General features: G+C 60.4%; 22 protein-coding genes. 8 read left to right on the forward strand and 14 right to left on the reverse strand.

The window, feature by feature from the left end; translation table 11 throughout:
* Positions 1 to 34: 34 nt before the first annotated feature.
* The 4 genes from KVG88_RS25200 (at position 35) to KVG88_RS25215 (ending at position 5600) form a co-directional block, all read left to right on the forward strand.
* A complete protein-coding gene (locus KVG88_RS25200; protein WP_217873067.1) occupies positions 35 to 1546 on the forward strand; it encodes an aldehyde dehydrogenase family protein in 1512 nt (503 codons plus the stop codon).
* 204 nt (positions 1547 to 1750) lie between these two features.
* Entirely contained in the window at positions 1751 to 3331 is a 1581-nt protein-coding gene (locus KVG88_RS25205; protein WP_217873068.1) for a purine-cytosine permease family protein, read from the forward strand.
* Entirely contained in the window at positions 3328 to 5016 is a 1689-nt protein-coding gene (betA, locus tag KVG88_RS25210) for a choline dehydrogenase (RefSeq protein WP_217873069.1), read from the forward strand. The genes KVG88_RS25205 and betA overlap by 4 nt, the downstream gene beginning before the upstream one ends.
* A 125-nt stretch (positions 5017 to 5141) precedes the next feature.
* Entirely contained in the window at positions 5142 to 5600 is a 459-nt protein-coding gene (locus KVG88_RS25215; protein WP_217873070.1) for a GNAT family N-acetyltransferase, read from the forward strand.
* A gap of 8 nt (positions 5601 to 5608) precedes the next feature.
* On the opposite strand, the gene KVG88_RS25220 is transcribed toward KVG88_RS25215, so the two are convergent.
* From KVG88_RS25220 to KVG88_RS25230, 3 genes are all read right to left on the reverse strand, one after another.
* Entirely contained in the window at positions 5609 to 6469 is an 861-nt protein-coding gene (locus KVG88_RS25220) for a phosphotransferase family protein (protein ID WP_217873071.1), read from the reverse strand.
* A 132-nt stretch (positions 6470 to 6601) separates the two neighbouring features.
* Positions 6602 to 6916 (reverse strand): NIPSNAP family protein, encoded by a 315-nt coding sequence (locus KVG88_RS25225; protein WP_217873072.1) that lies wholly within the window; start codon positions 6914 to 6916, stop codon positions 6602 to 6604.
* 15 nt (positions 6917 to 6931) lie between these two features.
* Positions 6932 to 7816 (reverse strand): AraC family transcriptional regulator, encoded by an 885-nt coding sequence (locus KVG88_RS25230; protein WP_150701349.1) that lies wholly within the window; start codon positions 7814 to 7816, stop codon positions 6932 to 6934.
* Between the two features lie 153 nt (positions 7817 to 7969).
* Here KVG88_RS25230 and KVG88_RS25235 point away from each other — a divergent pair, with 153 nt between their 5' ends.
* Positions 7970 to 8689 (forward strand): cysteine hydrolase family protein, encoded by a 720-nt coding sequence (locus tag KVG88_RS25235; RefSeq protein ID WP_150701350.1) that lies wholly within the window; start codon positions 7970 to 7972, stop codon positions 8687 to 8689.
* Between the two features lie 139 nt (positions 8690 to 8828).
* Here KVG88_RS25235 and KVG88_RS25240 read toward each other — a convergent pair whose 3' ends face one another.
* A complete protein-coding gene (locus KVG88_RS25240) occupies positions 8829 to 9722 on the reverse strand; it encodes a LysR family transcriptional regulator (protein ID WP_217873073.1) in 894 nt (297 codons plus the stop codon).
* Positions 9723 to 9852: 130 nt separating this feature from the next.
* Here KVG88_RS25240 and KVG88_RS25245 point away from each other — a divergent pair, with 130 nt between their 5' ends.
* On the forward strand, positions 9853 to 10683 hold the full coding sequence (locus KVG88_RS25245; RefSeq protein WP_150701352.1) for an oxidoreductase: 831 nt from the start codon (positions 9853 to 9855) through the stop codon (positions 10681 to 10683).
* A 210-nt stretch (positions 10684 to 10893) separates the two neighbouring features.
* On the opposite strand, the gene KVG88_RS25250 is transcribed toward KVG88_RS25245, so the two are convergent.
* On the reverse strand, positions 10894 to 11346 hold the full coding sequence (locus tag KVG88_RS25250) for a hypothetical protein (RefSeq protein WP_225934149.1): 453 nt from the start codon (positions 11344 to 11346) through the stop codon (positions 10894 to 10896).
* A gap of 225 nt (positions 11347 to 11571) precedes the next feature.
* Here KVG88_RS25250 and KVG88_RS25255 point away from each other — a divergent pair, with 225 nt between their 5' ends.
* On the forward strand, positions 11572 to 11961 hold the full coding sequence (locus tag KVG88_RS25255; RefSeq protein ID WP_150701353.1) for a c-type cytochrome: 390 nt from the start codon (positions 11572 to 11574) through the stop codon (positions 11959 to 11961).
* Between the two features lie 78 nt (positions 11962 to 12039).
* Here the strand turns inward: KVG88_RS25255 and KVG88_RS25260 are convergent, their stop codons facing one another.
* The 6 genes from KVG88_RS25260 to KVG88_RS25285 all read right to left on the reverse strand — a co-directional run bounded on the left by KVG88_RS25260 (position 12040) and on the right by KVG88_RS25285 (position 17752).
* A complete protein-coding gene (locus KVG88_RS25260) occupies positions 12040 to 12924 on the reverse strand; it encodes a ChaN family lipoprotein (RefSeq protein WP_217873074.1) in 885 nt (294 codons plus the stop codon).
* Between the two features lie 57 nt (positions 12925 to 12981).
* A complete protein-coding gene (locus tag KVG88_RS25265) occupies positions 12982 to 13749 on the reverse strand; it encodes a heme ABC transporter ATP-binding protein (RefSeq protein WP_217873075.1) in 768 nt (255 codons plus the stop codon).
* The gene (locus tag KVG88_RS25270) at positions 13749 to 14732 is read right to left on the reverse strand and encodes a FecCD family ABC transporter permease (RefSeq protein ID WP_217873156.1); all 984 of its coding nucleotides are present in this window, start codon (positions 14730 to 14732) and stop codon (positions 13749 to 13751) included. The genes KVG88_RS25265 and KVG88_RS25270 overlap by 1 nt, the downstream gene beginning before the upstream one ends.
* A 349-nt stretch (positions 14733 to 15081) precedes the next feature.
* Entirely contained in the window at positions 15082 to 16524 is a 1443-nt protein-coding gene (locus tag KVG88_RS25275) for a catalase (protein ID WP_150701358.1), read from the reverse strand.
* A 190-nt stretch (positions 16525 to 16714) separates the two neighbouring features.
* Positions 16715 to 17089 (reverse strand): response regulator transcription factor, encoded by a 375-nt coding sequence (locus KVG88_RS25280; RefSeq protein ID WP_150701359.1) that lies wholly within the window; start codon positions 17087 to 17089, stop codon positions 16715 to 16717.
* A gap of 132 nt (positions 17090 to 17221) precedes the next feature.
* The gene (locus KVG88_RS25285; protein ID WP_217873076.1) at positions 17222 to 17752 is read right to left on the reverse strand and encodes a hypothetical protein; all 531 of its coding nucleotides are present in this window, start codon (positions 17750 to 17752) and stop codon (positions 17222 to 17224) included.
* 310 nt (positions 17753 to 18062) lie between these two features.
* Between KVG88_RS25285 and KVG88_RS25290 the strand changes: the two genes are divergently transcribed.
* Entirely contained in the window at positions 18063 to 19496 is a 1434-nt protein-coding gene (locus KVG88_RS25290) for a mechanosensitive ion channel family protein (RefSeq protein ID WP_217873077.1), read from the forward strand.
* Positions 19497 to 19532: 36 nt separating this feature from the next.
* On the opposite strand, the gene KVG88_RS25295 is transcribed toward KVG88_RS25290, so the two are convergent.
* From KVG88_RS25295 to KVG88_RS25305, 3 genes are all read right to left on the reverse strand, one after another.
* Positions 19533 to 20228, reverse strand: coding sequence for an AraC family transcriptional regulator (locus KVG88_RS25295; RefSeq protein WP_367616858.1), 696 nt, complete (start codon positions 20226 to 20228; stop codon positions 19533 to 19535).
* Between the two features lie 45 nt (positions 20229 to 20273).
* Entirely contained in the window at positions 20274 to 21728 is a 1455-nt protein-coding gene (locus KVG88_RS25300; protein WP_217873078.1) for a sensor histidine kinase, read from the reverse strand.
* Between the two features lie 268 nt (positions 21729 to 21996).
* On the reverse strand, positions 21997 to 22257 hold the full coding sequence (locus tag KVG88_RS25305; RefSeq protein WP_150701363.1) for a transmembrane sensor/regulator PpyR: 261 nt from the start codon (positions 22255 to 22257) through the stop codon (positions 21997 to 21999).
* Between the last annotated feature and the right edge of the window lie 56 nt (positions 22258 to 22313).

A 22313-nucleotide genomic window follows, 5' to 3' on the forward strand; every position in this document is an offset into this window, starting at 1 on the left:
GGCAGTGCCAGACTGCCGGGCAGAGAGAATAAAAATGGACACGATCGTCAAAAGTTACCTGCAAAAATTCGGCGTCAGCGAAGCCACCCAGACCTTCCTCAGCAAGGTCCAGAAAATGTTCATTGGTGGCGCCTGGGTCGAAGCCAGCGACGGCCAGACCTCCGATGTGATCGAGCCGTCGACTGAAGGCCTGATCACCCGCATACCCATGGGCACTACCGATGACCTGGACCGCGCCGTGCAAGCCGCCCGCGCCCAGTTCGACGGCGGCGCCTGGCGTCAGGCCAAACCGGCCGAACGCGAGCGCATGATGCAGCGCCTGGCCGACCTGATCGAACAGAACGCCGCGGAGCTCGCGGAAATCGAATCCATCGACATGGGCAAATCCGTCGCTTTCGCCAAGGACGTCGATATCCAGGGCACCGTCGATACCCTGCGTTACTTCGCCGGTTGGGCCACCAAAATTCACGGCCGCACCGTCGAGCCTTCGCTGCCGGGCAATTACCTGGCCTACACCCGCAAGGAAGCGGTGGGTGTGGTCGGCGCCATCGTGCCGTGGAACTTCCCCCTGCAAACCATGGCCTGGAAGCTCGGCGCGGCGCTGGCGACCGGTTGCACCGTGGTGGTCAAACCGGCTGAGCTGACGTCGTTGTCGGCCCTGCGTTTTGCTGAACTGGTGCAGGAAGCGGGCATCCCCGACGGCGTGATCAACATCGTCACCGGGCGCGGCAGCGTGGTCGGTGCGGCCATGGCCACCCACCCCGGCATCGACAAACTGACCTTCACCGGCTCGACCCCGGTCGGCCAGACTGTCGGCCGTGCCGCGCTGGATGACATGAAGCGCCTGACCCTCGAACTCGGTGGTAAATCACCGGTCATCGTCTGCGCCGATGCCGATATTCCGGCCGCCGCCCAAGCAGTCGCCAACGGCGTGTTTTTCAACTCCGGGCAGGTATGCGACGCCGGTACGCGGGCCTATATTCATAGCAGCGTCTACGACGAATTCCTGCGTGAACTGATCGCCTACACGCGCACCCTGAAAATGGCCCCGGGCCTGGACCCGGATTGCTTCATCGGCCCACTGGTTTCGGCCCTGCAAAAGCAGCGCGTGACCGAGTACATCGAAACCGGCAAGGCCGAAGGCGCCGAACTGGTCTACGGCGGCCAACCGGTTGATGGCCCTGGCTTCTTCGTCGAACCGACCATCTTCGCCCATTGCCGCAACGACATGCGCATCGTCCAGGAAGAGATCTTCGGCCCGGTGCTGGTCACCGCACCGTTCGACGATGAGGAAGAGGCGCTGGCCTTGGCCAATGACTCGCCTTATGGCCTGGCGGCGGCCCTGTACTCCAACGACCTGGGCAAGGTGCACAGCCTGATTCCACGCCTCAAGGCCGGTTCAGTCTACGTCAACGCCCACGGCACCCTCGACCCGTCGATGCCGTTCGGTGGCTACAAACAGTCCGGTTTCGGCAAGGACCTGGGTGCCGAGCAGCTCGACTACCTGCTCGAAACCAAGGCGGTGTGGATCACGCTGCCAGCCTGACTCCACCGCTCCCGTAGGAGCTGCCGCAGGCTGCGATCTTTTGATTTGTTTCAAGATCAAGATCAAAAGATCGCAGCCTGCGGCAGCTCCTACGGGGATCGAGGAATATTCGCCAATTGAGAACGGCAGGGACGCGCCAAGGGACTCGTTCACCCGAAAGAACGCGGTTTTCTCGTCATGATCTTCCAACAATAAGAGTCCATCATGAACACTAACGCCAAGTCAGCCACGAGCGTGTCCGCCCTCGATGACAAGTCCGTCGTCGAGGGGCATTCCATTGACTTCATCCCCGAGAACGAGCGCACCGACAAACTGTCGAGCCAAGGCCCGTTCTGGTTCCTCGGCAATTTCACCTTCTTCACCATGACCATCGGCTTCGTCGGCCCAAGCGTCGGCCTCACCGCGTTGTGGACCACGCTCGCCGGCACGCTGGGCATCATGTTCGGCACGCTGTTCATGGCATTCCACGGCTCCCAAGGCCCGCACCTTGGCCTGCCACAGATGATCCAGTCCCGGGCGCAGTTCGGTTATCGCGGCGTTATTCTGGTGCTGCTGGCAACGCTGTTCGTGTTTGCCGGCTTCAACATCGTCAACCTGGTGTTGATGATGCAGGGGCTGCACACGCTGTTCGGCTTCAACCCCGCGGTGATCGCGGTGGCGGTGACTATTCCGGCGGCGGTGCTGGCGATTCTCGGTCACGACTGGATGCACCGCAGTTTCAAATGGGCGTTGTACTTGTCGCTGCCGCTTTACGGGCTGGTGACCCTGGCAGTGGTGATGGGCTGGGTGCCGGATGCCGTGTTGCCGGCGCTCGCCGAAGGTGAAGTGGCCCGGGAACCGCTGGGTTTCAACTGGACCGGGTTCATTGCGCAGTTCGCGGCGGCGGCCAGCTACAACATCGCTTACGCGCCGTATGTGTCGGACTACTCGCGCTACCTGCCGAAAAATACCTCCAGCGGCAAGCTGATTGCGGTGGTGTTCCTCGGCGCTTCGCTGTCCGGCGCGTGGATGATTTCCGTCGGCGGCTGGCTGGCCGATCACTTGCATTCGACTGACGTGCTGGTGGCCCTCGGACAAGTCGGCAACACCGTCTCGCCGCTGATGGGCACGGCGGTGGTGGTCATCACGATTCTGGCGTTCCTGCCGGTGATCGCGATGAACATCTACAGCGCCAAACTGACCACGCTGACCTGCGTCGACTCGATCAAGCACATCGAACCCACCCGCAAGGCGCGGATCCTTGCCATCGTCTTTGTGATCCTGCTGCAACTGGGCGTGGCCCTGAGCATTCAGAGTACGGGCAAAGGTTTGTCGGTGCTGGGGATCTACCTGGTGGTGATGCTGTACTTCCTGGTGCCGTGGACCTCGGTCAACCTCACCGACTACTTCTTCGTGCGCAAGGGTCGTTACGCCATTCCGCACTTCTTCATGCCCCACGGCAACCTCTACGGCAGCTGGGGCCTGCGTGGCATCGCCGCGTATGCCATCGGCTTCATTTCGATGATCCCGTTCTTCTACATCTACGACGGCGTCGAGCAGCGCGAGGTGTATGTCGGCCCGCTCGCCAAGGCACTGGGCAGCATCGACATCGCCTGGCTGGTCGGGCTGATCGTCTCGGGCCTGGCGTACTACTGGCTTAGCCGTTCGATTGATCTGAAGCGCGAAGAAACGGTGATCCAGCAGATCGAGAAAAACTCCCCGCAATACACCACCGGCGACACGCTGACCCACAAACAGCAACCGCAGCCGGTATTCACTGAATCGACGGTCGGGAGATCATCATGACCACGCAAAAATACGACTACATCATCATTGGCGCAGGCTCGGCAGGGTGTGTGTTGGCCAACCGCCTGAGCGAAGACCCGACCACCTCGGTGCTGGTCCTGGAATTCGGCGGCAGCGACAAGAGTGTGGTGATCCAGATGCCGAGCGCTTTCTCGATCCCGATGAACACCAAGAAGTACAACTGGCGCTACGAAACCGAGCCCGAGACTTACCTCAACGGTCGCCGCATTCACTGCCCACGGGGCAAGGTGCTGGGCGGTTCGTCGTCGATCAATGGCCTGGTCTACATCCGTGGCCACGCCTATGACTTCGACGAGTGGGAATCCCTCGGCGCCCAGGGCTGGGGCTACAAAAATTGCCTGCCGTATTTCAAACGTGCCGAAAGCTATGAGTCGGGTGGCGACAGCTATCGCGGGCAAACCGGGCCGCTGCACACCACCAACGGCAACCACATGAAAAACCCGCTCTACGGCGCGTGGGTCGAGGCCGGTGCCGAGGCGGGCTACATCAAGACTGACGACTGCAACGGCTACATGCAGGAAGGTTTCGGCGCGATGCACATGACCGTGAAAAACGGCGTGCGTTGCTCCACCGCCAATGCCTATCTGCGCCCGGCGATGGGTCGCCCGAACCTGACGGTGGTTACCCACGCCATGACCCGGCAAATCATCCTCGAAGGCAAGCGCGCAGTAGGGGTCATGTATGACCACGATGGCCAGACTCACCAGGTGTATTGCAACCGCGAAGTGCTGATTTCGTCCGGGCCGATCGGTTCGCCGCACCTGCTGCAACGCTCCGGTATCGGCCCGGCTGCGGTGCTGCGCAAGGCAGGAATTGGCGTGCGCCATGACCTGCCGGGAGTAGGGGAGAACCTGCAGGACCACGCCGAGGTGTACATCCAGTTCGGCTGCAAGGAACCGGTGACCCTGAACAACAAAATGGACCCGCTGAGCAAACTGATGATTGGTCTGCGCTGGCTGTTGTTCAAGGACGGTCTGGGCGCCACCAATCACTTCGAGGCGGGCGGTTTCATCCGTTCCGACAAGGGCCTGCGCTGGCCGGACATTCAGTTCCACTTCTTGCCGGCAGCGATGCGCTACGACGGCAACAAGCCGATCAAGGGCCACGGTTTCATGGTGCTCACCGGTCCCAATAAACCGAAAAGCCGCGGTTATGTGCGCGTGCGTTCGGCCGACCCGTACGAGCATCCGGAAATCCGCTTCAACTACCTGGAGCGCGAAGAGGACCGCGAAGGTTTCCGTCGCTGCATTCGCCTGACCCGCGAAATCATCGGCCAGAAAGCCATGGACCGCTTCCGCGACGGCGAAATCGCTCCGGGCGCGTTGGTGACCAGTGATGAAGACCTCGATGCGTTCGTGCGTGACAACCTGGAAAGCACTTACCACCCTTGCGGTTCATGCCGCATGGGCGAGGACGACATGGCCGTGGTGGATTCCGAGTTGCGGGTGCATGGCATCGCCGGGTTGCGGGTGATCGATTCCTCGGTGTTCCCGACCGAACCCAACGGCAACCTCAATGCACCGACCATCATGCTCGCCGAACGGGCCTCGGACCTGGTGCGCGGGGTGAAAATGCTGCCGGCATCGGACGTGCCGGTCGGCCTGGTGGAGAACTGGGAGAACAGCCAGCGCAATGGATTGCCGGGGCGTAACGTGCGGGTCTGACAGCAAAAAAGATCGCAGCCTGCGGCAGCTCCTACAGGGAACATGCATTCCAATGTAGGCGCTGCCGCAGGCTGCGATCTTTTGTTCTAGGCTGTAAAGCCTTGAGACCGCAATGGAGCACCCTCATGGCTATTCAAGCCCTGCGCGCAGACGCATCCCACATCGATATCATTGCCCCGTTGTTCGACGCCTACCGGGGCTTTTACCAGCAGCCCTCCAACTTGCTGCAGTCCCGCGCGTTCATCGCCGAGCGCATCGCCCGCGACGAGTCGGCGATCTTCTTTGCCGAGGACGCCAGCGGCGAAGCATTGGGTTTCGTGCAGATGTTCCCGACGTTTTCCTCCATCGACGCACACCGCACCTGGCTGCTCGGTGACCTGTTCACTACGCCCGCCGCCCGCGGTAAAGGCGTCGGTACGCTGCTGATGAACACCGCCCGCGATTTTGCGCGATTGAATGGCGCCAAAGGCATGACCCTGGAAACCGCCACCGATAACGTCAGTGCCCAGCGTTTGTATGAGTCGCTGGGCTATGTGCGCGATCCCGGTTACTACACCTATTGCCTCGACCTCAAGCAAGGTTGAGCCCGGGTTTACTGAAGCCCGCGTAGAAACTCGGCCTGGGCGTCGGCACTGGTGAGGATGCGGTAACGCGTACTGCGCGACACATCGCGGTCGCGAAACCGTTCGTACACCCCTTGGAATACCTGGCGGTTCAACGCCGGGTGTTGCTGCACCAGGTAGCGTTCACAGCAGGCGTCGTAGTCTTCTACCGAAATGAATTTGCGGAACCAGTAACGGTAGAAATAGCCCAGCAGAAAACCCAGGCTGAAATCGTGATCCAGTACCGAGTGTGCGCAGCATTCGAAATCGATCAGCCGCAGTTCGCCCCCGGGGCCGATCAGGATGTTCTTGGGGTGAGGGTCCATGTGCACAAACCCTTCGACGAGCGTCTGCCCGAACAACTGCAGAATATCCATCAACAACGCGGCAGCCTGCTCGGGCTGGGCAATCACGCGGTCATCGACGCTGCAATGGTCGTCGAAAAAATTGACCAGCAAATACTCTTCCTTCAAAAACGGAAAGCGCCCGACGTGACCGAACGCCGCCACTCTTGGCGATGATTGCGACTTGCTCGATACCGCCGACAGGTTGATGAATTCATTGGTCAGGTCATGCAGGCCGAACACGCGCTTGAGGCCGAGGAAGTTTTGCAGCTGCTTTTTCCAGTGTGTCAGGCGATTGTGTTTCAACACCCATTTGCGCTCGCCTTCGAGCAGGAACACGCTGCGGGTCGCTTCGGGAGTGTCCAGTAGCGCGTACTGGGCGGGTTGGGCGAAAAAGCGCTCAAGCAATACCGTCAGTTCGCGTTGATGACCCGGGTCGAGGTGGAACGTGACGCCAGCGATTTTCTGCTGGCTGAGGCGCGAGGTGAGGTATTTGAGATGACGCATGTGCAGCCCCTGACAAGACAAACCGGTCCATGAAGCGTCGGCAAACGGCACGACGCCCGACGTTATCGGCAGGGCCCGTCATACCGTTAATGCGAATGGCGATTTATCGTCGAGGGGCACGTCTCGCCAGCGTCAGGCCTGCGTACCGAACACCGGCCGGAAGAAGCTGCGCTCATAGCTGAGGATGCAGCGGGTTTCTTCGGCGTACTTGAACGCGGCGATGCACTCCGGGTCGCTCATCGAGCGTTGCCGATAGCTTTCATAGGCCGCCAGGCTCGGGAAGGTGAACATGGCCATGGCGATGTTGCTGGCGCCCTCGGACGGCAGGAAGTAGCCGTGATGCTGGCCGCCGAATTTCTCCACCAGCGGTATCCACAACTTGCCGTAGTGCTCGAATGCTTCGAGCTGGTAAGGGTCCAGCACATATTTGAGGTAGCAGGTGACCATCGGTTTTTCTCTCTGTCAGGGTTGAAGGTTTTCAGTCGCGCGGATCACCCGCGCGGTGATCGGCGGTTGATCGGCGCCGCAAGTGTCGCGCTTGAGCCATTCGGCCGGAGGCACGCCCACCACGTTGAGGAAGGTTCGGGAGAACGAGGCTTGCGAACTGTAGCCGACGGTTGAAGCGATGACTTTGATTTGCACGCCTTCGCGCAGCAGGTCCTGGGCGCGTTTCATGCGCCACGCCGTGACGTAGCCCATCGGTGAAATGTCCATGATCCGGGTGAAGCACGCCGAGAATTTCGAGCGCGACATGTTCGCCAGGCTGGCCAGTTTCTCCACCGTCCACAGCGCTTCGGGCTGCTGGTGAATGTGGTTGAACACCGCTCCAAGGCGCCCGTCCTGCAGGGCATACAGCAGGCCGCTGGAGATCTTTCCTTCCACAACCGAGCGGCGTACCAGCAAGACGAACAGGTATTCGAGCAGCAGGCTCAGCGCCTTGGTTCGGCCGGGGGCCTGGTCGTTGAATTCGCCGATCAGGCTGTCGATCATCGGCGCGAGGTTTTCCAGGGCGCTGAACGGGAACACCAGGGTTTCCTTGAGCCCCAGCGGGAAGGGTTGCAGCGAGTTGCGGCCGAACTGGAACGAGGCACAGATCAGCTCGGCGCCGTCGGGCGAACTTGAGCGCAACTGGTAACGGCAACTGCTGGGGCAGAACAGCACGCTCGGTTCGCTGATGGAGATTTTCGGCAGGCCCGGTTGCACCATGTCCATGCCGCCACGGCTGATCACATGGATAAACGCCATGCCCGGCGGCTTGTCGAGCACCAGTGTGCCGTCGACGGTACCGGTGAAGAACAGCCGGCCCTGCAGGTGCGTGCGTTCAAAGAACTCGGAAAGAATGTCCATGTTAGAGACGCCCGGGTAAAGACGTGGTACGTCCTGGCAAAAGCAGGGCAGGGCGCGGCCGTAGGATGAAGTTCTCGCCGATGGTAAACAACACCCCTCCCGGGTGCCATGGCGCAGAGCGATATTTCTCGACCCTCACCGGAGTGCCCCGTCATGAGCAACGACCCGATTCGCACCGCCCCACCGTACGCCGACCCGTCAGAGCCCGCGCTGCCGAACCCGGGCATGCAGCTTGACCTGTCCCGCGCGGCGCTGGTGGTCATCGACCCGCAAATCGACTTTCTCAGCCCTGAAGGCGTGAGCTGGGGCGTCTTCGGTAAAAGCGTCGTCGAACACGATGTGGTCAAGCACCTGGGCCAGTTGTTTGCTGGTGCCAAGGACGCGGGCATCACCGTCGCGGTGTCGCCGCACTATTACTATCCGTGCGACCACAAATGGCAGTTCGGCGGGCCGCTGGAAAAGGTCATGCACAGCATCTGCATGTTTGATCGCAAGGGGCCGTTGACGCTCGACGGCTTCGAAAACTCCGGCGCCGATTTCATGCCGGAGTACAAGCCGTACATCCTCGACGGCAAAACCATCATCGCTTCGCCGCACAAAGTCTACGGCCCGGAAACCAACGACCTGGCACTGCAACTGCGCAAGCATGGCGTGTCGCAGATCATTCTGGCGGGCATGGCGGCGAACTTGTGTGTGGAGTCGCACTTGCGTGAACTGCTGGAGCAGGGTTTTGAAGTGGCCGTAGTCCGCGACGCCACCGCCGGCCCGACCACCCCGGAGGGCGATGGCTATCTGGCGGCGCTGATCAACTACCGCTATATCGCCAACGCCTTGTGGACCACGGCGCAAACCCTGGCGTATCTCAAGGCCTGATCAACCGCCTCGGCGGGGCCGGCGAGGACTGCGTCCTCGAACGCAGCCTCGCAGGCTCGGCAGCTGCTACGTAATGTGCCCCTGTAGCAGCTGTCGAGCAGAGCGAGGCTGCGTTCGGCTGCGCAGCAGTCGCCAGACCCTAGCCTCGGGCGGCGCGGGCAAACTCGATGAAGGCTTTGAGCGTCGCCGGGACATGCCGTCGGCTCGGGTAGTACAGATGCAGGCCGGGGTAGTAGGGGCACCAGTCCCCTAGCACCTGGATCAGCCTGCCGTCAGCAATGTGCTCCTTGACCATGTCTTCGAAAATGTAGGCGAGACCGACGCCCTGTATCGCCGGGCCGACCATCAGGCTCACGTCACCCAGGGTCAGCGGGCCGTCGATTTCGATTTCCTGAGCGATGCCGCCCCGTTCGAACTCCCAGCGATACAGCGAACCGCTGGGGAAACGGTGGCGAATGCACGGCAGGCCATGCAAATCCTCGGGTTTTTGCGGTACGGCGTGCTGTTCGAAGAACGCCGGCGAGGCCACCACCACCGAGCGCATGTAGGCGCCGATGGGCAGCGACACCATGTCGGCTTCCAGGCGTTCCCCGAAACGTACCCCGGCATGAAAACCCTCGGATACCACGTCGACCAGGCCGTCATCGGCGACGATTTCCAGCCTGACATCCGGATACGCCTCCAGGAATTTCGCTGCAAGCGGCAGCACCACCAGTTCTGCGGCCTGGCGCCCAGCGGTGATTCTGAGGTTGCCGGAGGGTTTGTCGCGGAAGCTGTTGAGGTCTTCGAGCGCATCGTCGATGTCGCGAAACGCCGGCTTCAATCGGGCGAAAAGACGTTCCCCGGCCTCGGTCAGGCCGACGCTGCGGGTGGTGCGGTTGAACAACCGTACGCCAAGGCGGTTTTCCAGGGTGCGCACGGAGTGGCTCAGCGCCGAAGGGGTCAGCCCAAGCTCCACCGCCGCACGACTGAAATTCAAGTGGGCTGCCACGCCGAGGAAGGTCGAAAGGTCTGCTGCCGATGGTGCTTTCATTTGTGAGTGCCTTTCACAAAGCCATGCAAAATTGCTGGGATTATCACATCAGTAGTGGAGTTTTAAAGTTGCGTCAACTCATCAAGAAGGCCCGGCAATAACGCTCGGGTCGCTGACAGGAGGAGTTGAAATGCGTACTTGGTTGATTACTGGAGCTTCCCGTGGTTTTGGTACCCTCATCGCAGAACGTGCTCTGCGTGCCGGCGACGCGGTGATTGCCACCGCCCGTAAACCTGAAGAAATCATCGCCAAACTGGGCGACCATCCCAACCTGCTGGCCGTGCGCCTGGACGTGACCCGCGAAGCAGAAGCGCATCAGGCGGTCGCCGAGGGCATCAAGCGTTTTGGCCGCATCGATGTGCTGATCAACAATGCCGGTTTTGGCGTGTTGGGGGCGGTCGAAGAAACCAGCGCCAACGAGACTGAGCGCCTGTTCGCCACTAACGTGTTCGGCTTGCTCAACGTGACCCGCGCGGTACTGCCCCACATGCGCCGTCAGCGTTCGGGGCATGTGATCAACATTTCTTCGATTGGCGGCTATCAGGCCTACATGGGTTGGGGCGTCTATGGGTCCACCAAGTTTGCGGTGGAAGGCATTACCGAAGCGCTGCATCAGGAACTGGCGCCGCTGGGCATCCATGCCACGGTGGTGGAACCGGGCTTCTTCCGCACCGATTTCCTCGACGAGCAGTCGCTGGTAAAGACCGCGTTGGAGCTGCCGGACTATGACGAAACGGTCGGTGTGATGCGCAAGCATGCCGAGGCGGCCAACCACGCTCAACCGGGCGATCCGGTGAAGTTTGCCGAGGCGATGTTCGCCCTGGTCAACGCACCGAAACCACCACAACGCCTGGCGCTGGGCAGCGATACCGTCGCCCGCATCGAAGCGAAAAACCGCTTCGTTGCGCAGGAGCTGGCTGAGTGGAATGAACTGGCATTGTCCACTGACTTCAAGGATTGACGTCCGGCGAAAGCAAAAATCCGGAATCTTTGATTCCGGATTTTTATGCGCTGGAAATGTGTAGCAGCTGGCGAAGCCTGCGTTCGGCGGCGCAGCTGTCGTAAACCCTGCATTCGCGGATCATCTGATGTACCGCGTTGGCCGATTTTGCGACTGCTTCGCAGCCGAACGCAGGCTTCGCCAGCTGCTACAGGGGGGTGGCGGCTGGGTTCAGCGACATTCCAGGCAGAAGTAGGGCATCACATCGGAGCTGGCATCGTAGCCGTTGCTGCCGTCGGCGTAGTGGTTCTCGCGCAGTCGGTCGGAGCCGCCTTCTGCTACGCGGGTGCCGCGCGTCGCGTTGTACCCGTTGGCTGCCACGCTGTTTTGCTTCAGTCGCTCGGAACCGTCCGATGCCAGTTGCCGTTCTTTTAGACGATCGGCACCGCCTTCAGCGAGTTGTCGTTCTTGCAGGCGATCGGCACCACCTTCGGCGACTCGTCGTTCTTGCAGGCGGTCAGCGCCGCCTTCGGCCAGTTGTCTTTCCTTGATACGGTCGGCCGCACCTTCGGCCACGTTGTGGGCGTCGGTGTTGGAATCCGCTTCGGCAGCGTGAGAATTTGCTGCGATAAAACCGAGGGCCGAAAACAGGGCAATGCCTAAAGCAAGCTTGGAGGTGTTCATCATGGGTCACCTGGTGAATGATGGGCGTGTTCAGTCAACCATCTTAATGGGCTGAAAAAGCCCGTCACTTATGCGTAGGTTGTCCCGGAGAACATCTAGGTGTCAGGCATTCATACCTCGGTATGGCCGGCATTGCACAATTCAAAGTCTTCGGTTTGCGGGTCAGACATGATCAAATGGTCGCCATTTTTTGCGGTAGGCGATGGCTGATCTGGAGCGGTAGAAATGAACAAAGCGGCCGTGATGACGCTCGTCTTGAGCCTCGGGGCAAGTCTGTTGGGCGCACCCGCGAATGCTGCCGGTGACGCCGAGGCGGGCGGAAAATTGTTCAAGCGGGTCTGTGGTGGCTGCCATCAGGTCGGAGAAGGGGCACGGCCTTTTTTTGGCCCGCAACTGAACAATGTGATCGGACGGGTCGCTGGCAGCACCTCTGACTACCAGTATTCGGATGCCATGAAATCCTCGGGCGTCGTCTGGACCCGGGAAAAACTCGCGGCGTATATCGAAGATCCGAAGTCTGTGGTGTCGGGGACGCGAATGATTTTCTGGGGGATCAGCGATCAGGAAAAAATCGATGATCTGCTGGCGTATTTGCAGACCTTTCAGGCACCGTAAAATCCAAAGATCGCAGCCTGCGGCAGCTCCTGCACAGGTCTCATGTAGGAGCTGCCGCAGGCTGCGATCTTTTGCTTTTTAATGACGCAATTGCTCGCAGTGATCCTGCTCCGGTTGCGCGGCGGTGTACCACACGTAATCCGCGTTTTGGGCGGTGACGGTCTTGCCCACTTCGGCCAGCACCAGCACCGCGTTGCCCTCGCCAGCGCCGAGGTCTTTCAAGTGCAGCGGCACGCCCAGGTCCTTGCGCACATGGAACGCCCCGGCCAACAACACGGCTGGGGTCGGAGCCGCCATCAGGCGTTCGGCCATGCGTCGATCACGCTGCTGTTGCACGGCGAGCATCGCCGGCATCTGCGTGTCGGGCAGCAAGCCACAATGGGATTCGCGAATGTCCTCCAGCAATGTCGCTTGCACCTGTGGCGTGGTGGACGCTTCGCCACTGAGCGTCGGCCGTTGTTTGTAGATCTGCATGATCTGCGCCCGGTCGAGGTTGGCCGATAGCAGCGGATAAGGCTGGTGCAGGGCATAAGTGACCAGTGCGCCGTAAACACCCCAATCCCAATTGGCTTGCCAGGACAGCGCCTGATAAGCGTCGGCCGGTGGCTGACCAGCGCGGGTGGAGGCCTGCGCCGCGTCGACTTTCGCCTGTTGGTCGGGGTTGAGCATTTCCATCAGCAAGCTGCCTTGCGGACGTTGCGCCGCCAGTTGGCGCAGCAGCCACAGTTGCACGGCGTGGTGATCGGGATTGTCGTGTTGTTCACCGACCAGTACCCGTGGTGCAACCGCCAGGCGTTGCACCAGCTCTTGAGGCGTGAGGGAGCGCCCGGTAGCGAGCTCGCGGATCACCCCGAGGTCAGCATGATCGCGACCTTGCGGGGCGATCGGCGCCGGTGGCGGTGCGATGAAATGGGATTGGCAGGCAGCCAGCAGGCTGACCAGGCAGAACAGTAGAAGGCGCATCGGTTTTCCTTGTCAGAGATTGCCCCCCGCGCATTCGGCGGCAGAAGGGGGCAGATATCACCGCGCAATAATCAACGGATGGCCGCGCTCCGGGTGCTGGTGAATCAGCACTTGCAGTCCATACACCGCTTGCAGTGCTTCGGCGGTCAGCACGTCGTCCGGCGGGCCGTAGGCGTGCGGGCGGCCGTCCTGCAACAGCAACAATTGATCGCAATAACGCGCGGCCAGGTTGAGGTCGTGCAGGATCACGAGCACCGCCGCACCGCGCCCGGCGAAGTCGCGCACCGCTTGCAGAATGGTGTGCTGGTGCAGCGGGTCGAGCATCGAGGTCGGCTCGTCGAGCAGCAGGATTTGCCCCTCGGCACCCGGCCATAACTGCGCAAGTACCCGCGCCAGATGCACGCGCTGACGCTCGCCACCCGACAAGGCCAGATAACTGCGCCCGGCCAGGTGCAAAGCGTCGGCGGCACTCAGCGCTTCGGCGACGATTTCGGCATCGCGCACGCGACCGCTGGCGTGGGGCAGACGACCCATGCCCACCACTTCATTGACCGAGAAAGCGAAGTTCAGGCTCGAGCTCTGCGGCAAAACCGCCAGGCGTTTGGCCCGTTCCTGACCGGGCCAGTCGGCGAGTTTGCGCTCGTCGAGGCTGACCGTTCCTTCACTGATGGGAAGCTCATCGCACAGGGCGGCGAGCAGGGTGCTTTTGCCCGCGCCGTTAGGCCCCAGCACGCCGAGGACTTCACCCGGACGCAGCTCGATATCGATGTCTTCCAACACGGTGCGACTGCCACGCCGAACCAGCAAGTTGTTTGCGCGCAACATCAGGAACGCCCCCGCACCAGCAAATAAAGGAAGAACGGTGCGCCGATGAGTGCGGTGACAATACCGATCGGCAATTCGGCGGGTGCCAGCAACAGGCGGGCGACCAGATCGGCCAGCAACAACAGGCTGGCACCGGCCAGCAACGACGCCGGCAACAACACCCGGTGATCGGGACCGACCAGCAGGCGCATCAGGTGCGGCACCACCAGACCGATGAAACCGATCAGGCCTGCCGCCGCCACCGCAGCACCGACGCCCAGTGCCGTACACAACACCAATTCAAGCTTGATCCGCTCGACATTGAAACCCAGATGCCGGGCTTCGGACTCGCCCAACAGCAGTGCATTCAATGCTGCGGCGCGACGCGGCAACCACCACGCCACGCCCACCGCCACGATCAGCAGCGGCCACAGACGCGGGTAACTGGCGCCGTTGAGGCTGCCCAGGTTCCAGAACGTCAGGGTGCGCAAAGTGGCATCGTCCGCCAGATAAGTGAACAGCCCGACACCCGCCCCGGCCATCGCTGTCATCGCCACACCGGCCAACAACATGGTCGCGACGTTGGTCTGGCCATTGCTGCGGCCGAAGCGATACACCACCGCCGTAACGACCAGGCCGCCGATGAAGGCGCACACCGATAGCAGATACGGCTCGATGGCCGGCGACAGATCGCCGAGCATGCTGCCACCGACGATGGCGAACGCCGCGCCGAGCGCTGCACCGCCGGACACGCCGACCAGGCCCGGGTCCGCTAACGGGTTGCGAAACAATCCCTGCATCGCCACGCCCGACAGCGCCAGTACCGAACCGACCGCGATACCGAGCAAGCTGCGCGGCAGACGGATCTGTCCGAGGATCAGTTCCGCCTGCTGCGTGTCGCCACCGTCAACCGGCAAGCCGAGCAAGCGCAGCCCCGCGAGCAAGGTATCGCCCAGCGGCAAGCTGACCGGCCCGAGGGCCAACGACAGCCAGAACACCAGCATCAACAACAGACCGAGGGTAATCAGCATCGGCCGTGGCCGAACGATGGCTGTCATCGGTTGCTCTCTGTTGTTTTGGCAGCCGTCTGCATCTGAGCGCCTGGATAGAACACCAGCCATGTTTCGGTACGCATCAGGATTTTTCCTTGGACGATCAAACCTTCGAGCGGGTGATGATGCCACCGACGCTCGGCTTGCGCACACGCTACAGTGGTAACGAGCACTCATCCTGCGTACAAAATCGATCGACTGTAGGAGCGCGCCTGCTCGCGATAGCGGTGTATCAGCCAAGAAAACCGGCAACTGACACTCCGCTATCGCGAGCAGGCTCGCTCCTACAGGGTTTTGCGCGTTACTGACTGATCTCGGCCAGCGCTCTCGCAACCCCCGCCCCATAGAACGGATCAGCCTGGGTGCAGTGCGCGATGTGCCGCTGCTGCACTTGTTGCGACACGCCGCTGAGCGAACGCGCGGTGTTTTCGAACAAGGCTTGCTTCTCCAGTTCCGACATCAGGCGGAACAGGTTACCCGGTTGTTCGAAGTGATCCTCGTCCACGCGATGATCCCAATGCCCGGCAGCGCCGGAGATTTTCAGCGGCGGTTCGCGCCAGTCCGGCTGGTCGGCCCATTGGTCATCGCTGTTGGGCACATACGCCAACTGACCGCCGTAGTTGCCATCCACGCGCATGGCGCCGTCGCGATGAAAGCTGTGTACCGGGCAGCGGGCGGCGTTGACCGGGATCTGGTGATGGTTGACCCCCAGGCGATAACGCGCCGCGTCACCGTAGGCAAACAAGCGCGCCTGCAGCATCCGGTCCGGCGAAAAGCCAATGCCCGGCACGACGTTCGACGGCGAGAACGCGGCTTGTTCGACTTCGGCGAAGACGTTTTCCGGGTTGCGGTTGAGCTCGAAGTAGCCCACTTCGATCAACGGGTAGTCTTTGTGTGGCCAGACCTTGGTCAGGTCGAACGGGTTGACCGGGTGGTCCTGGGCCTGGTCTTCGGTCATGACCTGGATGTAGAACGTCCAGCGCGGAAAGTCGCCCGCTTCGATGCTGTCATACAAGTCCCGATGGTGGCTTTCCCGATCACGGCCGATCAGGTTTTGCGCCTCGTCATCACTGAGGTTCTGAACGCCTTGCTGGCACTTGAAGGTGAACTTGACCCAGTGGCGCTCGTTGTTCGAATTGATCAGGCTGAAGGTGTGGCTGCCGAAACCGTGCATGTGCCGGTAGCTGCGCGGGATGCCGCGCTGGCTCATGACGATGGTCACCTGATGCAAGGCTTCGGGCAGTGACGTCCAGAAATCCCAGTTGCTTTGCGCGTTGCGCATACCGGTACGCGGGTCGCGCTTGACCGCGTGGTTGAGGTCCGGGAAACGCAGCGGATCGCGGAAAAAAAACACCGGCGTGTTGTTGCCGACCAAATCCCAGTTGCCTTGCTCAGTGTAGAACTTCAAGGCAAAGCCACGAATGTCGCGCTCGGCATCGGCGGCACCGCGCTCACCGGCAACGGTGGAGAATCGGGTGAAAATCGGCGTCTGCTTGCCCACTTCCGAAAACAGTCGGGCCTTGGTGTAGCGCGTCACATCGTGGGTCACGGTGAAGGTGCCGTAGGCGCCGGAACCTTTGGCGTGCATGCGCCGCTCGGGGATGACTTCGCGGTCGAAGTGGGCGAGTTTTTCCAGCAGCCAGACATCCTGCAGCAGCGCGGGGCCGCGAGGGCCAGCGGTCTGGATATTGAAGTTGTCGACGACGGGTGCGCCGTTGATCGAAGTCAGTTTGTTTTTTGACATGGCACGGTTTCTTTAAGTTGAGGTTTTAGTTGAGTGGTGGAGTGGAAGTCTTAACTAATCGAAAACTGATAAAGAAAATGTTATTTGTTTTGGCGCCACAGCACAGTGCTGCAAACGGTCAGTAAGTGCCTACCTGAGTTTGAAACGGTCATACCAAGGTATTAAAAATTTACTGGCCAAATAGTCAACATCAAGCCCGGCGCTTAAGGGCGCGTTCTATGCAGGCCAGCAGCGCATCGGTATTGAACGGCTTGGAAAAATAACCTTCGGGTTTTCGCACGCGCGGGCTGAACTGTGGCGGCAGGCCTGGCATGCCGGTGATGAACAGCGTGGGGATATGGGCGTTTCGGGCCGCCAGCGCTTCGTACATTTGCACCCCGCACATGCCGGGCATCTGAATATCCGAGATCAGGCAGTCGGTCTGCTCCGGGCCACTGGATTCAAGAAAGGCATAGGCACTGTTGTAAGTGTTTACCGTGTAACCATAAGAACGCAATAAACTGTCCAGCGAGATAAGAATTAATTCGTCATCGTCAACAACTGAAATAATAGCTGAGTTGAACATTTAGAAACCTTGCGTCATTGCGAGTGGCGCTAAGTGGCGCCCGCCATACTTGCAAGATACGCGCTCCAAGAAAGCGGAATAGTATACTTGGGTATGTTTGCTGGTTGATTTTCGATAATTAAAGAAGCGCTGTCACCAAGGCTGCCCATCGGCCAGGTTGGCTTCGATCAGCGACAGGAAACGCGCGTTGTGCCGCGTGCATTCTTCAAAAAACCGTTTGCTGGCGTTGTCCTTGTTGGCGATCGCGCATTCGCAGTAGTCGCGCAGCAAGGCGTCGACGGCCCGGAGTCGGCGTGTTCCCCGACAAATCCCGCTCAGGCAGTCGGCAAAACACTGCGGGTCGTGGGTGTCATTCAGGCTGTACAGGGCTGCTGTCTCGGCGTATCCACCCAGGTCGGTGATGCCATTGGCCAGGAATTCGGCGTAGTCGGCATTGGCGCGCACCAGGCGTCGAAACAGCTGTTGCACCGGCAGGAAGCTGACGTTCTGAAGTTTCTGCTGACCCCGTTTGAGCTGCGCAAGAATGCCCAGCGTGGTGCTCAGCGTCTGCGTCAAGGCGTCGATGATTTCGACGCGTTCGGAAATGGACAGGGACGTGTGCGCACCATAGCGACTGATGCGCAACGGATGACTGGCGATGTACAGCTTTTGCAGTGCGTTCATGACAACCGTCCTCAGGTCAGCGCGTCGGCGCAATGAGTTGATTCATTCAAGGTGACCAGCGTAAATCGATGCGCGCCGCACAACACTCCTACCTCAAGACAGTGGCGTAGCACATGGGGCTACAGTCGTCATACCTGGGTATGAGCCACTAGCACTGAGGTAGGAGTGCCTGGCGCAAACCGGCCACTTACAGTGCCAGGGCGGGCGATTGCACCCGGCCTTCGCGGTTTTTCTCCCTTCAACGCTAATCTTTTTTAACGGCGATCACCTGCAGCGTTTCCCTGCATGAACGGCTGTGGAGAAATCATTCATGTTCACCTTCCTGCAGTCTCATCCCTTGATTTGCGGCGTCATCCTGGTGGTGATCGACCTGGCGCTGTGGCAGGTGATTGGTGCCCAGCGACACAATCTGCGCCTGTGCCTGCGCATCGTTGTTTTCGTCGCGTTCAGTTGGGTCCTGACGGCGGCTGGCATCAGCCCGTTGCAGCCGCCACTGTGGCCAGAGGACGCCGTCCTCAACCTGATGGGCACGGTGTTGGGCATTGGCTGGTGGCTGTTTGCGGCCCGGACCGTCACCGTCATCGTCGGCTACGGCCTGACGTCCCGCGCCGGGCACAGCGCACGCTTGTTGTACGACTTGCTGGGGGCGGTGATCTTCCTGATCGGCATTGTCGGCGCCGCGGCCTATGTCTTGCAGTTGCCGGTCAAGGGGTTGCTGGCGACGTCGGGAGCGATGGCGATCATCGTCGGCCTGGCCCTGCAAAGCACTTTGAGCGATGTGTTTTCCGGCATCGTGCTCAACACCACCAAGCCCTATCAACTCGATGACCGGATTTCCATCGACGGCACCCAGGGCAAAGTGGTTGAGATCGATTGGCGTTCTACCCATCTGATGACCGACATGGGCGGCATCGCGGTAGTGCCCAACTCGGTGGCGGCGAAAGCGCGGATCATCAATTTCAGTCGTCCCGGGGATGTGAACGGGGTCAGTGTGGTCATTGCCGTGCCCAGCAGCGTGCGTCCGCGCCGGGCGATCGATGCGCTGGAAAAAACCTTGCATGGCACCCGCGCGCTGTTGCCGTCGCGCGCGGCCAAAGTGTCGGTGAAAAGCTCGCACCTGGAATACACCGAATACGAGCTCAAAGGCTTTATTGCCTCTGCAAAAAGCAAGAACGAGGTGTGCAACCTGATGTTCGACCTCGCGCATCGCCACCTCGAAGCCGCGGGCGTCACCTGGGGCTACGGCCAGGACGAGCAGCATTGGAACCGGCAACGCCGGCTGCTGGAAGACGTGCGGATTTTCCGATCGTTGAACAACGAGGAACGCGACCGCGTCGCCGATGAAATGACCCCGGTGGACTACCAGGCCGATGAAGTGATCCTGGCGTTCGGCGAGGTTTCCGATTGCCTGATGATCATCAGTACGGGGGTGGTGTCGGTGTCGATTCACGATGACGAAAAACTGGTGGAAGTCGGGCGCATGGGCCCGGGTGAGGTCCTGGGCGAGGAGGGCATTCTCGCTGATCGTCCGTCACGGGGAGAATTTCGCAGCATCACCAGCGGGCGGCTGTTCCGTATCGAGAAAACCCTGTTCGGCAACCAACTGGAGCACCTCAGCGAACTGCGCTCCGCCTTGAGCAACTTGCAGGACCAGCGCCAGGAAATCCGCCAGACCCTGGTCATGCAAAAGCCGATTGAGGTCAAAAAAGCCAGCCTGTTGCGGTGGCTGCTGCAACGAAAATGAGAGGGGACAGGCCTTGCCTGACGCAAGGCCTGTCGGTCAGGCACTGGCCTGGAATTGCGATTGCAGCAAGGAGCCCCATTGCTCCTGATTGTCCGGTCGGCGGTAGTACACCACCATGTGCCGGGCGACCTGCATCGCGACTTCGCGACCGCCGTCAGCCTCGACCAGGGCCAAAGCCAGATCGATCCCCGCGCTGATGCCCGCAGATGTCCACACCGACTGCTGCTGCACGAAGATCGCTTCCGGGTCGAGTTCGACCTCGGGGTACATGCGCTCGAACCACTCGGTCATCACCCAATGGGTCGCGGCGCGGCGGCCATCGAGCAAACCGGCTTGGGCCAGCAAGAATGTACCGCTACACACTGACGCCGTACGCGTGGCGGTGACTGAAGCAGCGCGCAGCCAGTCCACCAGCGCTGTGCTTTGGGCAACGATCTGGCGAATGCTCGGGGAGCCGGGGACGATCAGGGTATCGACCGGGTTATCGTCAAACTCGCTCAGCTTTCGGCTCTGCACCACCAGGCCTTCTGCCGTCTGGATGTCACCACCGGTGAGGCTCGCGGTGTGCAACGCGTAGCCGGGCCGGCCGCGTTCGGTCATGGCATGGTTGGCCACCCAGAACACGGTCTGGGCACCAGTCAGGTCCAGCAGACCCATTTGCGGGTAGGCCACGAAGACAATGTTTCGCGGTTGGGCGTCATCAGAATGGCGGTTTGCTTGATCGATAGACACTGCGAGGCCTCCAAATCGCCGCATGGCGGCATGTGTGGATGAACGTTATTCATCGTGACTCACGGGCATAAGCGGAATCGCAAAGAAGAATTGCGTGCCCACACCCACTTCACTGGACACCCAAATGCGCCCACCATGAAATTCAATGATCGAACGGCAAATCGAGAGTCCCATGCCCAGGCCGCTGGGTTTGGTTGTGAAGAACGGATCGAACAGCGACGGAAGAATGTCTTCGGCAATGCCGGTGCCGGAATCGGTGATTTCAAGCACCGCTTCATGGTCCTGTATCGACGTCTGGATTTGCAGTGTTCGTGCCCGTTCATGCACATTGGCCATGGCCTGACAGGCATTGACGATCAGGTTGATGATCACCTGCTGCAGTTGTATGCGGTCGCCCTGAATGTGCGCGCCTGGGGCGCCCAGCCGTGAGTGCGGGCGAACCTGCTGCATGTAGATGTCATGTTGCATGAGCGTCAGTGAGTCGCTGACGATTTCGTCGAACACTTCGATCTGTCGCTGCACCTCACTCTGGCGCGAGAGTGCCCTGATGCAAGTGATGACATCGGAAACCCTGGCCGAATTCTGAATGATCCGGTCCAGCGAGCGGCGTGCTTCATCGAGGTTCGGTTCCGGGCGGTTGATCCAGCGTTTGCAGGATTCGCCGCTGGTGATCACCGCCGCCAACGGTTGATTGATTTCATGGGCGATGGAGGCGGCCAGTTCCCCCATGGAAGTCACGCGTGTCACATGCGCGAGTTTTGCCTGGCTGTGCAGCAGCGCTTCTTCGGAGTGTCTGGAGGCGGTCACGTCCATCAAGGCGCCGACGTATTCAACGCGCCCGCCATGCTTGAACAGTGGGTTGGCGATCATCTGCACATACTTGATCCGGCCATCGGGCATGACCAGACGGTGCTCCACTTCGATCAGGCTTTTCTGGCGTGCGGCCTGTTCCAGAACACTGTCGATAATGGCCTGGTCATCGGGATGAGTGCGTCCGCGGATCATCGCCAGCGTCGGCGTTTCACCCAGCGGGAATTCGAAAATCCGCGAGGCCTCGTCCGACCACGACACGATCACGTCGTCATCAATGGTAAAGCCGACACTGCCTGTGTGACTGAGTTTTTGTGCGCCCAGAAAGAACGCTTCTTTGCGGCGTAATGATTCGGTCGCGCGCTTGCTGCGTAGCGCCAGCAAGGTGATGGTGGTCAGCGCGATCAGGCAACGCACAAACCCGGCGATCAGTTTGTGATCGCGGTAGCCTGCGTCGACCAGGAAACTGGTGGTGAGGATGGCCACGCAACCAAAGGCGACGGCCAGGAAAACCGGCACAGGAAAAAAGTTCGCCGACATGAACACCAGCGTGATGTAGAACAGCGTCGGTGCAATATCCAGATCAAGGTACGAGTTGGTAATAAAGATCATGCTGCCCACCGCAATGGCGGCCAGCCAGGCCAGGGCATCTGACAAAAAAAGTTTCTTGCAACGTTTGATGATAGACATTTGTTCTTCCAGATTTTTGCTATCGAACGGCAACTCGCAAGGCATCGGTGATGCCGGGCAAACTCTCTGTGAGGGGCGTTTCTGTTGTTGTGCAAAAGCGCTGCTGAAATGGGTTGTACTTCGGTCCTTTGGAGCAAATGTTTACCGCGATGTCGGGTGGATCTGAGGTGAGAAAAAACGCCCGCCAAAAAAACGAGTGGCGGGCGCTTGGGAAATGTCCCGATCCAGCAAGGAGTGAGCTGGGCGGGATGAGGGCGTTAACTTCACATCACCCGGCAAGGCCAGGCGATGGGGTGGCTGGCTGGCGCCGCAGGCGATTGAGCGTCAGCAAGCGCAATACGTAACCGAGCTTGATGGCCGTAGGGCCAAGAATGGTCATGGCATGGGCCACCACTACACTGGGCAGGGACAGGTATTGATCGAAGCCGTAGGCCAGAATGGCCCCGGCCAGCAACGCTGTCAGTCCGCCGATCAACATGACGTGGGACAACTTCAAAACCCGATACGGATGCTCAAAAAAATCATACATTTCGATCTCCTCGGTTTTTGAAATGTCTGGGCGTCTGTGGCGGCCGTGTGGCGGCC

This window comes from Pseudomonas azerbaijanoccidentalis, from assembly GCF_019145495.1.
Classification (GTDB): Bacteria; Pseudomonadota; Gammaproteobacteria; order Pseudomonadales; family Pseudomonadaceae; genus Aquipseudomonas; species Aquipseudomonas azerbaijanoccidentalis.